This is a genomic window from Micromonospora globbae, from assembly GCF_003610785.1.
Lineage (GTDB): Bacteria > Actinomycetota > Actinomycetes > Mycobacteriales > Micromonosporaceae > Micromonospora > Micromonospora globbae.
Genome location: NZ_RAQQ01000018.1, coordinates 77,165 through 90,342 on the forward strand (window position 1 = coordinate 77,165; position 13,178 = coordinate 90,342).

Genomic DNA, 13,178 nt, shown 5'->3' on the forward strand with positions numbered 1-13,178 from the left:
GCCACCGCAACGAGCCCTTACTTGGAGTAGAGCTCGACGATCAGCTGCTCCTGGACCTGGGTGTCAATCACCTGGCGGCTCGGGAGCGAGTGCACGAGGATCTTCATCTGGCTCGGGATGGCCTCCAGCCACGCCGGGACGCTGCGCGAGCCCGCCTCGGCCTGGGCCACCAGGAACGGGGTGAGCTCCTTGCTCTTGGCCCGAACCTCGATGATGTCGTGCTCCTTGACGCGGTACGACGGGATGTCGACCTTCTTGCCGTTCACCGTGAAGTGACCGTGCTTGACCAGCTGACGGGCCATGTCCCGGGACTTGGCGTAGCCGGCCCGGTAGACCACGTTGTCCAGCCGCGACTCGAGGATCTGCAGGAGGACCTCACCGGTCTTCGCCTGCTTGGCCACGGCCTCCTCGTAGTAACCGCGGAACTGCTTCTCCAGCACGCCGTACACGCGGCGGGCCTTCTGCTTCTCACGGAGCTGGAGCAGGTACTCCGTCTCCTTCGTGCGGCCGCGACCGTGCTGCCCGGGCGGGAACGGCCGGGACTCGAACGGGCACTTCGGGCCGTCGCACTTGCTGCCCTTGAGGAACAGCTTCATCTTCTCCCGCCGGCAACGGCGGCAGTCAGCACCGGTGTAACGAGCCATCTCTCTCTACCTCTCAGACCCGGCGACGCTTCGGCGGACGGCACCCGTTGTGCGGCTGCGGCGTGACGTCGGAGATCTGGCCGACCTCCAGGCCGACGGCCTGCAGCGAACGGATGGCGGTCTCCCGGCCGGAGCCGGGGCCCTTGACGAACACGTCGACCTTGCGCATGCCGTGCTCCATCGCCCGGCGCGCGGCGGCCTCGGCGGCCAGCTGCGCGGCGAACGGGGTCGACTTGCGCGAGCCCTTGAAGCCCACCTGGCCCGCGGAGGCCCAGGAGATGACCGCACCGGTCGGGTCCGTGATGGACACGATGGTGTTGTTGAAGGTGCTCTTGATGTGCGCCTGCCCGTGGGCGACGTTCTTGCGTTCCTTGCGCCGGACCTTCTTGACGGCGGCTCCGGCACGAGCCTTCGGTGGCATAAGTCTTGTGCGCTCCTGTTTCGGTTCTCGATCGGGTTCCGGCCCCCCGTCCGCGGGCGACGCCCCGGGCCGGGGCCCGCCTCACCTGGACGGCGACGAGCCGGACTTCCGTGGGGAACTACTTCTTGCCGGGCTTCTTCTTGCCGGCGACGGTCCGCTTCGGGCCCTTGCGGGTGCGGGCGTTGGTACGCGTCCGCTGGCCACGCACGGGCAGGCCCCGGCGGTGCCGGATACCGGCGTAGCAGCCGATCTCGACCTTGCGGCGGATGTCCGCGGCGACCTCGCGGCGCAGGTCACCTTCAACCTTGTAGTTGGCCTCGATGTGGTCCCGGAGCTGCACGAGCTCCTCGTCCGTGAGGTCCCGGGCGCGCTTGTCCGGCGAGATGCCGGTGGCGGCGAGCGTCTCCAGGGCGCGGGTACGGCCCACGCCGAAGATGTAGGTGAGCGCGATCTCCATCCGCTTGTCGCGGGGGAGGTCGACGCCGACTAGACGTGCCATGTGCGGGCGTGCTCCTCGTGATGTTGGCGGAGGTCTGGCCCGCCCCCACCCCGCTCCGGCCCTCTCCTGACTCCGGCGCGATCCGCGCCGGCGACCGGGAGACGGCCGCTGCCCGAGCGGGCCCCGGCCTCCGACCGGGGGTCGGCCACGAAGGAGTACGCCTGGCGCGTACCGCTCGCGGCTGGGACGAGCATGTGTCGTGTGTGTGTTGTCCGGATCTGCGGCCCGGGCCGGTCCTCACCGGCCGCTTGCGCGGCCGGGCGAGGGGTTCAGCCCTGACGCTGCTTGTGGCGCGGGTCGCTGCAGATGACGATGACCCGGCCGTGCCGGCGGATCACCTGGCACTTGTTGCAGATCCTCTTGACGCTCGGCTTGACCTTCACGGTTGCCTTACTTCCCATCAGGCCCGGTGACGCGCCACGCGCGACCTCGGACGTCGAAGACGGACACGGGGACGTCCCGGCCGTCGTCAGGCTTACTTGTAGCGGTAGACGATGCGCCCGCGGGTCAGGTCGTACGGCGAGAGTTCGACGACGACCCGATCCTCCGGCAGGATGCGGATGTAGTGCTGCCGCATCTTGCCGCTGATGTGAGCCAGCACCTTGTGGCCGTTCGCGAGCTCCACGCGGAACATGGCGTTCGGCAGGGGCTCGATGACCCGACCTTCGATCTCGATGGCTCCGTCTTTTTTCGGCATGTCCTCCGCTGTCCTGACGTCGGTTGCTCCGGACGGCCCACAACGTCTTACACGGGTGAACTGATCGAAATCAGGTAGCCCGCGCCAGCCGCGGCTCCCGCTCCCATCGAAGCGCGGATGGGCATGCAGGAGTGGACGCTGTGCGCCGATCTGAAAGTGTACGCCCGCACGCACGCCGTCGCCAAACCGGCCACCAGCGGTTCCGCGGACGGATGACGTTTCCCGGCTCGATCCGCTACCGGCGGCGCCGCTTCCGCCCCTCCGCCCGCCGCCGCGGCTCCCCGCCGGCGGCGCCGCTGATCGTCCGGGCGAGCAGGACCACGCCCCACGGCCCGGCCACCCAGCCCGGCCAGAAGTAGAGCAGGTCACGGGACATCAGGGACGTGACGGCCCAGATCCCCACGAGGATCGGCACCACCCGGAGGTACGGCAGCCACACCTGCGCGAGCCAGCCGGTCGCCGGACCGGCCCCGGCCGGCTGCGCCGCCGGCCCGGCTGCGGCGGGTTGCGTCGCCGGCGCCGCGCCCGGGGGCACGGCCACCCCCGACGCGGCCGGAGGCGTCACCGGCGGCAGGTCGGTGAGCAGGCCGTCCAGGTCGGCGTACGTCCGGGCGGCGTACGCCCGCTGCAGCCGCTCGTCGTACTCGTGCAGGTCCAGCCGGCCCTCGTCGAGCGCGGCCCGCAGTCGTTCGGCCACCGCCTGACGGTCCGCGTCGGCGGCCCGCATCCCCTCCCGCCCCTCCATGCCCGCCAGCGTGCCACGATCACACCATCATCAGGTGCCCCGGAAGTCCCGGTGCGGCCGCAGGCCGCCCGGTGCCGCCGCCGGCCCGCCCTTCTGGCGTGATCGTCTGCGGATCGGCGCGCAGCGCCGTCGGTCGAGCGGGGCCGAGCGAGGAGGGCGGGCGTCAGGGGGCCGGGGTGTCGGCGGGCTGGCGGGCGGTGACCAGGTCGCCGAGACGCGCCCGGCCGCCGTCCTCGGCGGTCAGCACCCACACCCCGTCGGGGAGCAGCGCCATCGTGTGCTCGACGTGGGCCGCCACCGACCCGTCACGGGTCACCACCGTCCAGCCGTCGGCCAGTTCGGCGGTACGCGGCGAGCCCATGGTGATCATCGGCTCGATGGCCAGCGCCATCCCGGTCACCAGGCGGGGACCCTTGCCCGGCCGCCCGTGGTTCAGCACGTGCGGGTCCTGGTGCATCTCGGTGCCGATCCCGTGCCCGCCGTAGCCGTCGACGATCCCGTAGCGCCCGGCGCGGCGCACCGCGTCCTCCACGGCGTGGGAGATGTCGGTGAGCCGCCCACGGCCGCTGGCCGCCCCGCGGGCCGCCGCGGCGATGCCGGCCCACATCGCGTCCTCGGCCACCGCGGCCATCTTGAGCAGCGCCGGGTCGACGTCACCGACCCCGACGGTGATCGCGGCGTCGCCGTGCCACCCGTCGAGGATCGCACCGCAGTCGATCGAGATGAGGTCACCCTCCCGGAGCACCTGCGTCGGCGCCGGGATCGCGTGCACGACCTGCTCGTTGACCGACGAGCAGATCGACGCCGGGTACCCGTGGTAGCCCTTGAACGACGGGGTCGCTCCCGCCTCGCGGATGGTCGACTCGGCGATGGCGTCCAGGTCGGCCGTGCTGACCCCCGGGGCGACAGCCTCCCGCATCCGACGCAGCGCCTCGGCGACCACCAGACCGGCGGCGCGCATCTTCTCGATCTGCTCGGGGGTCTTCAGCTGGATGTCCAGCTGGGGACGACGCATGAAGCCGTTACCTTTCCTTGCCGACACAGCGGGGCACGCCGAACGTACCCCGCTGTGCGCACTCTATCCGCCGGTGAGCCGGCGTGACCTCAGCCGCCGTACGACCGCAGGGCGTCGATGGCGCGGACCGTGACGTCCTCCACCGGGCCCGTGGCGTCGATGCCGACGAGCTTGCCCTGGGCGCCGTAGTAGTCCACGAGCGGCGCCGTCTTCTCGGCGTACTCACGCAGGCGGGTGGCGATCGTCTCGGGCTTGTCGTCGTCGCGCTGGAACAGCTCGGCGCCGCACCGGTCGCAGATGCCCTCACGGGTGGGGGCGTCGAACTCGACGTGCCAGATCTTGCCGCACCCCCGGCAGGTACGCCGGCCGGAGAGCCGCCGGATCACCTCGTCGTCGTCGACCACCAGTTCGAGCACCACGTCGAGCGCGGTGCCCAGGTCGGCCAGGAGCTTGTCCAGTGCGGCGGCCTGCGGCGTGGTCCGGGGGAAGCCGTCGAGCAGGAACCCCTCGCTGGCGTCCGGCTCGGCGAGCCGGTCCCGGACCATGTTGATGGTGACCTCGTCCGGCACGAGTTCGCCGGCGTCCATGTACCGCTTCGCCTCGATGCCCAGCGGGGTGCCCTGCGAGACGTTCGACCGGAAGATGTCGCCGGTCGAGATCTTCGGCACCGCGAGGTGCGCGGCGATGAACTCGGCCTGCGTGCCCTTGCCCGCGCCCGGCGGGCCAACCAAGACGAGTCTCATCTACCGCAGGAACCCTTCGTAGTTCCGCTGCATCAGTTGGCTCTCGATCTGCTTCACGGTCTCCAGACCCACGCCGACCATGATCAGCACAGCGGTGCCGCCGAACGGGAAGTTCTGGTACTGCTGGTTGTCCAGCCAGATGAAGAAGAAGTTCGGCAGGATCGAGATGATGCCCAGGTAGAGCGCGCCCGGAAGGGTGATCCGGCTGAGGATGAAGTCCAGGTAGTCGGCGGTCGGCTTGCCGGGCCGGATGCCCGGGACGAACCCGCCGTACTTCTTCATGTTGTCCGCGACCTCGGTCGGGTTGAACGTGATCGAGACGTAGAAGTACGTGAAGAAGATGATCAGCAGGAAGTAGACCGAGATGTAGATCGGGCTGTCGGGCGCCACCAGGTTGTTCTGGATCCACGCCTGCGTCTTGCCCGGGTTGGTCTGGTCGAAGAACTGCAGGGCGAGCTGCGGCAGGTAGAGCAGCGACGAGCCGAAGATGACCGGGATGACACCCGCCTGGTTGACCTTCAGCGGGATGTAGGTCGAGGTGCCGCCGTACATCCGCCGGCCGATCATGCGCTTGGCGTACTGCACCGGGATCCGGCGCTGCGCCTGCTCGATGAACGTGACGGCGGTGATGACGACCAGCACCAGGGCGATCACGAGGAAGAACTTCCACCAGCCCTGGCTGGTCTTGATCTGCCAGCCCTCGCTGGGGAGGCGGGCGGCGATCGAGGTGAAGATCAGGACGGACATGCCGTTGCCGACGCCGCGGTCGGTGATCAGCTCGCCGAGCCACATGACCACGCCGGTGCCGGCGGTCATCGTCATCACGAGGATGCTGAGGGTCAGCCAGTCCGGGATGCCCGTGCCCTCGGGGATGATCGGGAACTGGTCGCAGCGGTTCTGGAAGAGCTGCCCGGAGCGGGCCAGCGCCACGAACGCCGAGGCCTGGAGGACACCGAGGCCCAGGGTCAGGTAGCGCGTGTACTGCGTGATCTTCGCCTGGCCGGCCTGGCCCTCCTTGCGGAGCTGCTCGAGCCGCGGGATCACCACGGTCAGCAGCTGCAGGATGATCGACGCGGTGATGTAGGGCATGATGCCCAGCGCGAAGACCGAGAGCTGGAGCAGCGCCCCGCCGGAGAACAGGTTGAGCAGGTTCAGCACACCCGTGGTGTCGCCCTGGAGGGTGTCGAGGCACTTCTGGACGTTGCCGTACGACACTCCGGGGCTGGGCAGGGTGGCGCCGAGCCGGTAGATCGCGATGATGCCGACTGTGAACAGCAGCTTCTTGCGCAGGTCAGGCGTACGGAACGCACTGAGAAAGGCGGACAGCAACTTCTTCCTCCTGCGCGAGGCGGGCCGCCGGTGGGTCCCTGGCGGGTCGGGGTGGGCGTCGGGCCAGTGCCCGATATCCATGGCTGGGAAGGGACTCTAACAGCCCGATCCCGGTCCGGGCAGACGTGCCCGGCTACATAAATCGATTCCGATGTTACTGGGTGCACACGTCCCAGGTAGACCATGGCGCCCGCCAGTTGCTCACAACTGGACGGGCGCCATGGGTCTGCTCCTCTTACAGCTCGGTGACCGAGCCACCGGCGGCGGTGATCTTCTCCTTGGCCGACGCGCTGAACGCGTGCGCCGACACCTGGAGGGTCACCCCACCGAGGTCCCCGGTGCCGAGAACCTTGACCGGCTGGCCCTTGCGGACCGCGCCGGCCTCGGCCAGCTCCAGCGGACCGACCTGGCCGCCGTTCGGGAAGAGCTCGGCGAGCCGGTCCAGGTTGACCACCTGGTAGGTCACCTTGAACTTGTTCTTGAAGCCCTTCAGCTTCGGCAGGCGCATGTGGATGGGCATCTGCCCACCCTCGAACGCCGCCGAGATGTTCTTCCGGGCCTTCGAACCCTTGGTACCGCGACCGGCGGTCTTGCCCTTGGAGCCCTCACCGCGACCCACCCGGGTCTTGGCGGTCTTGGCCCCCGGCGCCGGGCGCAGGTGGTGGACCTTGATCGTCATTACTCGACCTCCTCGACCTTCACGAGGTGGCTCACGGTGAAGATCATGCCGCGGATCTCCGGCCGGTCCTCCTTGACCACCACGTCGTTGATCCGCTTGAGACCGAGCGACCGCAGCGAGTCACGCTGGTTCTGCTTCGTCCCGATCTCGGACCGGACCTGGGTGACCTTCAGGCGCGCCATCAGGAAGCCACCCCCGCCCGCGACGCCAGCATCCCGGCCGGCGCGACGTCCTCGACCGGCAGGCCACGGCGGGCGGCCACGGCCTCCGGCGACTCCAGCGACTTCAACGCCGCCACGGTGGCGTGGACGATGTTGATCGGGTTCGACGAGCCGAGGCTCTTGGAGAGCACGTCGTGGATGCCCGCGCACTCCAGCACGGCACGCACCGGGCCACCGGCGATGACACCCGTACCGGCCGAGGCCGGCTTGAGCAGCACGACGCCGGCGGCGTCCTCGCCCTGGACCGGGTGCGGGATCGACTGGCCGATCCGCGGCACCTTGAAGAAGTGCTTCTTGGCCTCCTCGACACCCTTGGCGATCGCCGCGGGCACCTCCTTGGCCTTTCCGTAGCCCACGCCGACCGTGCCGTCGCCGTCGCCCACGATCACCAGGGCGGTGAAGCTGAAGCGACGACCACCCTTCACGACCTTGGCGACGCGGTTGATCGCGACGACCCGCTCGAGGTGCGGGGTCTTCTCGACGGGCGCGTTTCCGCGGCCGCCCTCACGGCGGTTGTCGCGGCGACCACCCTCGTTGCCACCGGACCCGCCGCCACGGCGCTGTTGACCTGGCATCAGCAGCCTTCCTTCTCTCTCGTGACGGGGTTACTAGAACTCGAGCCCGGCTTCGCGGGCGGCGTCGGCAAGCGCGGCGACCCGCCCCGCGTACCGGTTGCCACCGCGGTCGAAGACGACCCTGGAGATGCCGGCGGCCTTGGCCCGCTCGGCGAGCAGCGCGCCCACCTTGCCGGCGAGGGCGCTCTTGTCGCCCTCGGCACCGCGCAGCGACGCCTCCATGGTCGACGCCGACACCAGGGTGTGGCCCTGGGTGTCGTCGACGATCTGGGCGACGATGTGCCGGAGCGAACGGGTGACGACCAGGCGCGGGCGCTGGGGCGTGCCGTTGACGCGCTTGCGGACCCGGAAGTGCCGACGCGCACGCCCGACGGCGCGCTTGGCGGCGACGCCGCGGCGGCGCTTGAGCAGCGTGGCGGTCACTTCTTACCTGCCTTTCCAGCCTTGCGGCGGATGACCTCGCCCTGGTACTTGATGCCCTTGCCCTTGTAGGGCTCCGGCGGGCGGATCTTCCGGATGTTGGCGGCGAGCTCGCCGACCTGCTGCTTGTCGATGCCGGCGATGTGGAACAGCGTCGGACGCTCCACCGTGAAGGTGATGCCCTCCGGCGCGGCCACCGTGACCGGGTGCGAGAAGCCGAGGGCGAACTCGAGGTCCTTGCCCTTGGCGGTGACCCGGTAACCGGTGCCGGAGATCTCCAGGCTCTTCCGGTAGCCCTCGGTGACGCCGACGATCATGTTGGCGACCAGGGTCCGGCTGAGGCCGTGCAGCTCCTTGGACCTGCGCTCGTCGTTCGGTCGGTTGACGGTCAGCTGGCCGTCCTCGCCCCGCTCGATGGTGATCGGGTCGGCCAGGGTGTGCGACAGCTCGCCCTTCGGGCCCTTGACCTTGATGGTCCGGCCGTCGATCGTGATGTCGACGCCGGCTGGCACCGGGATCGACTTACGTCCAATACGCGACATTTCTACCTGTCTCCCGTTACCAGACGAAGGCGAGGACTTCCCCGCCAACGCTCCGCTTGCGGGCCTGCCGGTCGGTGAGCAGCCCCTGGGACGTCGAAATGATCGCCACGCCCAGCCCGCCGAGCACCCTGGGGAGCTCACCCGACTTGGCGTACACCCGCAGCCCGGGCTTGGACACCCGCTTGATCCCGGCCAGGCTCCGCTCCCGGTTCTGGCCGTACTTCAGCTCGACGACCAGTCGCTTGCCGACGGCGCCCTCCTCGGGCTCCTCGACCGACCAGGAGGCGATGTAGCCCTCGGACTTCAGGACCTCGGCGATGTTCGCCTTGATCTTGGAGTAGGGCATCGTCACCCGGTCGTGGTACGCCTGGTTGGCGTTACGCAGACGCGTGAGCATGTCTGCGATCGGGTCGGTCATCGTCATGGATTTCGTCAACCTTTCTCGCCGGGGTTCCCGCGGTCGGCCGCAGGCCTACGGCGAAGAGACAGTGCAGCTGACGCGCGGAGCGCGCCGGGCTATTACCAGGAAGCCTTGGACACGCCGGGCAGCTCACCGCGGTGGGCCATCTCCCGGATGCACACCCGGCAGAGACCGAACTTGCGGTAGACCGCCTTCGGACGCCCGCACCGCTGGCAGCGGGTGTACGCGCGAACCGAGAACTTCGGCTTCGCGGCCGCCTTCAGGATCAGCGCCTTCTTGGCCATCTCAGTTCTCCTTGAACGGGAAGCCCAGGAGCTTGAGCAGCGCCCGGCCCTCGTCGTCGGTCGTGGCGGTGGTGACCACCGTGATGTCCATGCCCCGCTGGCGATCGATCTTGTCCTGGTCGATCTCGTGGAACACCGACTGCTCGGTCAGCCCGAACGTGTAGTTGCCGTGCCCGTCGAGCTTGCGCCCGTCCAGACCGCGGAAGTCGCGGATACGCGGCAGCGCGATGGACAGCAGCCGGTCCAGGAACTCCCACATGCGGTCGCCGCGCAGGGTCACCTTCGCGCCGATCGGCATGCCCTCGCGGAGCTTGAACTGCGCGATGGACTTGCTCGCCCGCCGCACCTGCGGCTTCTGGCCGGTGATGGTGGCCAGGTCGCGCACGGCGCCGTCGATCAGCTTGGCGTCGCGGGCGGCCTCGCCGACACCCATGTTGACGACGATCTTGACCAGGCGCGGCACCTGCATCGGGTTGCCGTAGTTGTACTGCTCGCGCAGCTGGGCCACGATCTCGTTGCGGTACCGCTCCTTGAGGCGCGGCATGGTCTTGGTTTCGGTAGCCGTGGTCATCAGAGGTCCTTACCGGTGCTACGCGCGATGCGGACCTTCTGGCCGTTGTCGTCGATCCGGTAACCGACGCGGGTCGGCTTGCCGTCGGAGTCCAGGACCATCACGTTCGAGACGTGGATCGGGGCCTCCTGGGTGACGATGCCACCGGTCTTGGCGCCGCGCTGGGTGGTGCTGATGCGGGTGTGCTTCTTGACCCGGTTCACGCCCTCGACCAGGACCTTGTTCTGCCGCGGGTAGGCCGCGATGACCTTGCCCTTGGCGCCCTTGTCCTTGCCGGCGATGACGACGACCGTGTCGCCCTTCTTGACCTTCACGGTCACAACACCTCCGGCGCGAGGGAAATGATCTTCATGAACCGCTTGTCCCGCAGCTCCCGACCGACCGGGCCGAAGATACGGGTACCGCGCGGGTCCCCGCCGTCCTTGATGATGACGGCGGCGTTCTCGTCGAAGCGGATGTACGACCCGTCCGGGCGCCGCTTCTCCTTGGCGGTGCGAACGACGACAGCCTTGACGACGTCGCCCTTCTTCACACCGGCACCCGGGATCGCGTCCTTGACGGTGGCCACGATGACGTCGCCGATGCTCGCGTAGCGCCGACCGGAGCCGCCGAGAACCCGGATGCACAGGATCTCCCGAGCACCCGTGTTGTCGGCGACGCGCAGTCGCGACTCCTGCTGAATCACGTCTATCTCCTATGTCTGCCGGTTCTCCGGCCGCCGCGGCGGCCGGAGCCTGGCGGAACCCGCGCCCGACGCGACGCCGGGCGAGCTCGAAGCCTTCGCTACTTGGCCTTTTCCAGGATCTCCACGAGCCGCCAGCGCTTCGTGGCGGACAGCGGCCGGGTCTCCATGATGAGGACGCGGTCGCCGATGCCGGCGCTGTTCTGCTCGTCGTGCACCTTGAGCTTGCTGGTCCGGCGCATGATCTTGCCGTACAGCGCGTGCTTGACCCGGTCCTCGACCTCGACGACGACGGTCTTGTTCATCTTGTCGCTGACCACCAGGCCCTCGCGGACCTTGCGGCGGCCCCGCGTGGGGGTGTCGGCGGTCGTGGTGTTCTCGCTCATCCTGCAGTCACCTCAGTCGGCGCGGCCGAGAGCCCCAGCTCGCGCTCGCGCATGATCGTGTAGATCCGGGCGATCTCCCGACGGATGACCTGCAGCCGCCGGTTGTTGTCCAGCTGACCGGTCGCGGCCTGCACGCGGAGGTTGAACAGCTCCGCCTTGGCCTCGCGCAGCCTCGTGACCAGCTCCTCCTCGGAGAGCTCACGCAGCTCGGAGGCCTTAACGCCCGCTGCCATCAGGATTCACCCACTTCGCGCGTCACAATGCGGCACTTCATCGGGAGCTTGTGGATCGCGCGACGCATCGCCTCTCGCGCGATCTGCTCGTTGGGGAAGGACATCTCGAAGAGCACCCGCCCCGGCTTGACGTTGGCGACCCACCACTCGGGCGAGCCCTTACCGGAACCCATCCGGGTCTCCGCCGGCTTCTTGGTCAGGGCCTGGTCCGGGAAGATCGTGATCCAGACCTTGCCACCACGCTTGATGTGACGGGTCATCGCGATACGCGCCGACTCGATCTGCCGGTTCGTCACGTACGCCGGCTCGAGAGCCTGAATCCCGAACTCGCCGAACACCACCCGGTTGCCACCCTTGGACATACCACTGCGACCAGGGTGGTGCGGCTTGCGGAAGCCCTTCGGGGGCTTGCGCGGCATCAGCATCTGTCAGCCCTCCTGCTGCGTTTCTGCCGCGGCGGCGACGGCGGCGGGATCCACCGCGTCCCCACTCGGCGTCTCGGCCTGCTGCGCGAGCGTGGTCGCGGCAGCCCGGCCGGCCTCGGTACCGCCGGCGGTCGTGCCGGACGAACCCGACCGACCCCGGCGCGGCCGCTCGGGCCGGTCGCCACGGTCACGGCGCGGACGCGACGGACCCGCCTCGGCCGGAGCCTCCCGGCCCGGGACCGCGTCGCCCTTGTAGATCCAGACCTTCACGCCGATCCGGCCGAAGGTGGTACGGGCCTCGAAGAAGCCGTACTCGATGTTGGCCCGCAGCGTGTGCAGCGGAACCCGGCCCTCGCGGTAGAACTCGGTCCGGCTCATCTCGGCGCCGCCGAGACGGCCCGAGACCTGGACCCGGATGCCCTTGCAGACCGGGTTCTTCATGGCCGACTGCATGGCCTTGCGCATCGCCCGACGGAAGCTGACCCGGCTGGACAGCTGCTCGGCCACGCCCTGCGCGACGAGCTGCGCGTCCGACTCGGGGCTCTTCACCTCGATGATGTTGAGCTGCACCTGCTTGCCGGTCAGCTTCTCCAGCTCGCCGCGGATCCGGTCGGCCTCCGCGCCCTTACGGCCGATGACGATGCCCGGCCGGGCGGTGTGGATGTCGACGCGGACCCGGTCCCGGGTGCGCTCGATGTCGACCTTGGAGATGCCGGCCCGCTCCAGGCCCTTGGACATCATCCGGCGGATCTTCACGTCCTCGCCGATGTAGTCCTTGTAGAGCTTGTCCGCGAACCAGCGGGACTTCCAGTCGGTCGAGATACCGAGCCGGAACCCGTGCGGGTGAACCTTCTGACCCATTACTCCGCGCCCTCCGTGTTGCTCTGCGTCTCGGCCGGCGCGGCCTTCTTCGCCGGAGCCGTCTTCTTCGCGGCCTTACGCGGCGCGGCCGGCGCGACGGCCTCGACCGCCACCGTGATGTGGCAGGTGCGCTTGCGGATCCGGTACGCCCGGCCCTGCGCACGCGGCTGGAACCGCTTCATGGTCGGGCCCTCGTCCACGTACGCCTCGCTGACGAGCAGCGCGTCGGGGTCCAGCCGCTCGTTGTTCTCCGCGTTGGCGATCGCGCTGGCGAGCACCTTGTACACCTGCTCGCTCGCAGCCTGCGGCGCGAACTGCAGCACCGTGAGCGCCTCCTTCGCGGGCAGGCCGCGGACGAGGTTGACCACCCGGCGCGCCTTCATCGGCGAGATGCGCACGTACCGCGCAACCGCCCGCGCGCCCGGAAGCACCGGAGCGTCGCCCTTTCCTGGCATCGCTGTAACCCCTTGATCCTCTATCCGTATGCCCGCGGCGTCAGCGCCGACGGCTCTTCCGGTCGTCCTTCTCGTGACCCTTGAACGTGCGGGTCAAAGCGAACTCGCCGAGCTTGTGCCCGACCATCGCCTCGGTCACGAACACCGGGACGTGCTTGCGTCCGTCGTGCACGGCGATCGTGTGCCCGAGCATCTCCGGGATGATCGTCGAGCGCCGCGACCAGGTCTTGATGACGTTCTTCGTGCCCTTCTCGTTCTGCGTCTCCACCTTCTTGAGCAGGTGGTCGTCGACGAACGGGCCCTTCTTCAGGCTGCGAGGCATAAGTCAGC

The 13,178-nt window shown here is 69.1% G+C and carries 25 protein-coding genes; all 25 read right to left on the reverse strand.

Features of this window, described 5'->3' with window-relative positions; translation table 11 throughout:
* Positions 1-17 precede the first annotated feature (17 nt).
* Positions 18-644 carry a 30S ribosomal protein S4 gene (rpsD, locus tag D7I43_RS23005; protein WP_120330639.1) on the reverse strand — a complete coding sequence of 209 codons (627 nt, stop codon included), beginning with the start codon at positions 642-644 and terminating at the stop codon, positions 18-20.
* Positions 645-657: 13 nt separating this feature from the next.
* Entirely contained in the window at positions 658-1,065 is a 408-nt protein-coding gene (gene rpsK / locus D7I43_RS23010; protein ID WP_007073011.1) for a 30S ribosomal protein S11, read from the reverse strand.
* A 118-nt stretch (positions 1,066-1,183) separates the two neighbouring features.
* Positions 1,184-1,564: a 30S ribosomal protein S13 gene (gene rpsM, locus D7I43_RS23015; RefSeq protein WP_089005226.1), complete on the reverse strand. Its 381-nt coding sequence runs from the start codon at positions 1,562-1,564 to the stop codon at positions 1,184-1,186.
* Between the two features lie 269 nt (positions 1,565-1,833).
* Positions 1,834-1,947 carry a 50S ribosomal protein L36 gene (gene rpmJ, locus D7I43_RS23020; RefSeq protein WP_046567181.1) on the reverse strand — a complete coding sequence of 38 codons (114 nt, stop codon included), beginning with the start codon at positions 1,945-1,947 and terminating at the stop codon, positions 1,834-1,836.
* A 92-nt stretch (positions 1,948-2,039) separates the two neighbouring features.
* Positions 2,040-2,261, reverse strand: a complete 222-nt coding sequence (gene infA / locus D7I43_RS23025; RefSeq protein WP_007073013.1) for a translation initiation factor IF-1 — start codon at positions 2,259-2,261, stop codon at positions 2,040-2,042.
* Positions 2,262-2,496: 235 nt separating this feature from the next.
* Positions 2,497-2,988, reverse strand: a complete 492-nt coding sequence (locus D7I43_RS23030) for a DUF1707 SHOCT-like domain-containing protein (RefSeq protein ID WP_120330640.1) — start codon at positions 2,986-2,988, stop codon at positions 2,497-2,499.
* 181 nt (positions 2,989-3,169) lie between these two features.
* The gene (map, locus tag D7I43_RS23035; protein ID WP_120330641.1) at positions 3,170-4,021 is read right to left on the reverse strand and encodes a type I methionyl aminopeptidase; all 852 of its coding nucleotides are present in this window, start codon (positions 4,019-4,021) and stop codon (positions 3,170-3,172) included.
* A gap of 89 nt (positions 4,022-4,110) precedes the next feature.
* Positions 4,111-4,764, reverse strand: a complete 654-nt coding sequence (locus D7I43_RS23040) for an adenylate kinase (RefSeq protein ID WP_120330642.1) — start codon at positions 4,762-4,764, stop codon at positions 4,111-4,113.
* Positions 4,765-6,093, reverse strand: a complete 1,329-nt coding sequence (gene secY / locus D7I43_RS23045; protein WP_120330643.1) for a preprotein translocase subunit SecY — start codon at positions 6,091-6,093, stop codon at positions 4,765-4,767.
* Between the two features lie 235 nt (positions 6,094-6,328).
* A complete protein-coding gene (gene rplO, locus D7I43_RS23050; protein ID WP_120330644.1) occupies positions 6,329-6,772 on the reverse strand; it encodes a 50S ribosomal protein L15 in 444 nt (147 codons plus the stop codon).
* Positions 6,772-6,954, reverse strand: a complete 183-nt coding sequence (gene rpmD, locus D7I43_RS23055; RefSeq protein ID WP_120330645.1) for a 50S ribosomal protein L30 — start codon at positions 6,952-6,954, stop codon at positions 6,772-6,774. The genes rplO and rpmD overlap by 1 nt, the downstream gene beginning before the upstream one ends.
* Complete coding sequence (gene rpsE, locus D7I43_RS23060; RefSeq protein ID WP_120330646.1) at positions 6,954-7,568, reverse strand: 30S ribosomal protein S5; 615 nt, start codon at positions 7,566-7,568, stop codon at positions 6,954-6,956. The genes rpmD and rpsE overlap by 1 nt, the downstream gene beginning before the upstream one ends.
* Positions 7,569-7,601: 33 nt before the next feature.
* Positions 7,602-7,991 (reverse strand): 50S ribosomal protein L18, encoded by a 390-nt coding sequence (gene rplR, locus D7I43_RS23065; RefSeq protein ID WP_120330647.1) that lies wholly within the window; start codon positions 7,989-7,991, stop codon positions 7,602-7,604.
* Positions 7,988-8,530, reverse strand: a complete 543-nt coding sequence (gene rplF / locus D7I43_RS23070; protein ID WP_120330648.1) for a 50S ribosomal protein L6 — start codon at positions 8,528-8,530, stop codon at positions 7,988-7,990. Before rplF ends, rplR begins: the two co-directional genes overlap by 4 nt.
* A gap of 16 nt (positions 8,531-8,546) precedes the next feature.
* Positions 8,547-8,954: a 30S ribosomal protein S8 gene (gene rpsH / locus D7I43_RS23075; protein ID WP_120330649.1), complete on the reverse strand. Its 408-nt coding sequence runs from the start codon at positions 8,952-8,954 to the stop codon at positions 8,547-8,549.
* A gap of 95 nt (positions 8,955-9,049) precedes the next feature.
* Positions 9,050-9,235, reverse strand: coding sequence for a type Z 30S ribosomal protein S14 (locus tag D7I43_RS23080; RefSeq protein ID WP_007073023.1), 186 nt, complete (start codon positions 9,233-9,235; stop codon positions 9,050-9,052).
* Position 9,236: 1 nt separating this feature from the next.
* Positions 9,237-9,806, reverse strand: a complete 570-nt coding sequence (gene rplE, locus D7I43_RS23085) for a 50S ribosomal protein L5 (protein WP_120330650.1) — start codon at positions 9,804-9,806, stop codon at positions 9,237-9,239.
* The gene (gene rplX / locus D7I43_RS23090) at positions 9,806-10,126 is read right to left on the reverse strand and encodes a 50S ribosomal protein L24 (RefSeq protein ID WP_192902245.1); all 321 of its coding nucleotides are present in this window, start codon (positions 10,124-10,126) and stop codon (positions 9,806-9,808) included. Before rplX ends, rplE begins: the two co-directional genes overlap by 1 nt.
* The gene (gene rplN, locus D7I43_RS23095; protein WP_007073026.1) at positions 10,123-10,491 is read right to left on the reverse strand and encodes a 50S ribosomal protein L14; all 369 of its coding nucleotides are present in this window, start codon (positions 10,489-10,491) and stop codon (positions 10,123-10,125) included. Before rplN ends, rplX begins: the two co-directional genes overlap by 4 nt.
* A 98-nt stretch (positions 10,492-10,589) precedes the next feature.
* On the reverse strand, positions 10,590-10,874 hold the full coding sequence (gene rpsQ, locus D7I43_RS23100; protein WP_120330651.1) for a 30S ribosomal protein S17: 285 nt from the start codon (positions 10,872-10,874) through the stop codon (positions 10,590-10,592).
* Complete coding sequence (rpmC, locus tag D7I43_RS23105) at positions 10,871-11,107, reverse strand: 50S ribosomal protein L29 (RefSeq protein WP_120330652.1); 237 nt, start codon at positions 11,105-11,107, stop codon at positions 10,871-10,873. Before rpmC ends, rpsQ begins: the two co-directional genes overlap by 4 nt.
* Complete coding sequence (gene rplP / locus D7I43_RS23110) at positions 11,107-11,532, reverse strand: 50S ribosomal protein L16 (protein ID WP_120330653.1); 426 nt, start codon at positions 11,530-11,532, stop codon at positions 11,107-11,109. The genes rpmC and rplP overlap by 1 nt, the downstream gene beginning before the upstream one ends.
* A gap of 3 nt (positions 11,533-11,535) precedes the next feature.
* Positions 11,536-12,393 (reverse strand): 30S ribosomal protein S3, encoded by an 858-nt coding sequence (gene rpsC, locus D7I43_RS23115; RefSeq protein WP_091594943.1) that lies wholly within the window; start codon positions 12,391-12,393, stop codon positions 11,536-11,538.
* Positions 12,393-12,848 carry a 50S ribosomal protein L22 gene (gene rplV / locus D7I43_RS23120; protein ID WP_120330654.1) on the reverse strand — a complete coding sequence of 152 codons (456 nt, stop codon included), beginning with the start codon at positions 12,846-12,848 and terminating at the stop codon, positions 12,393-12,395. Before rplV ends, rpsC begins: the two co-directional genes overlap by 1 nt.
* Positions 12,849-12,888: 40 nt before the next feature.
* Positions 12,889-13,170, reverse strand: a complete 282-nt coding sequence (rpsS, locus tag D7I43_RS23125; RefSeq protein WP_120330655.1) for a 30S ribosomal protein S19 — start codon at positions 13,168-13,170, stop codon at positions 12,889-12,891.
* Positions 13,171-13,178: the final 8 nt, after the last annotated feature.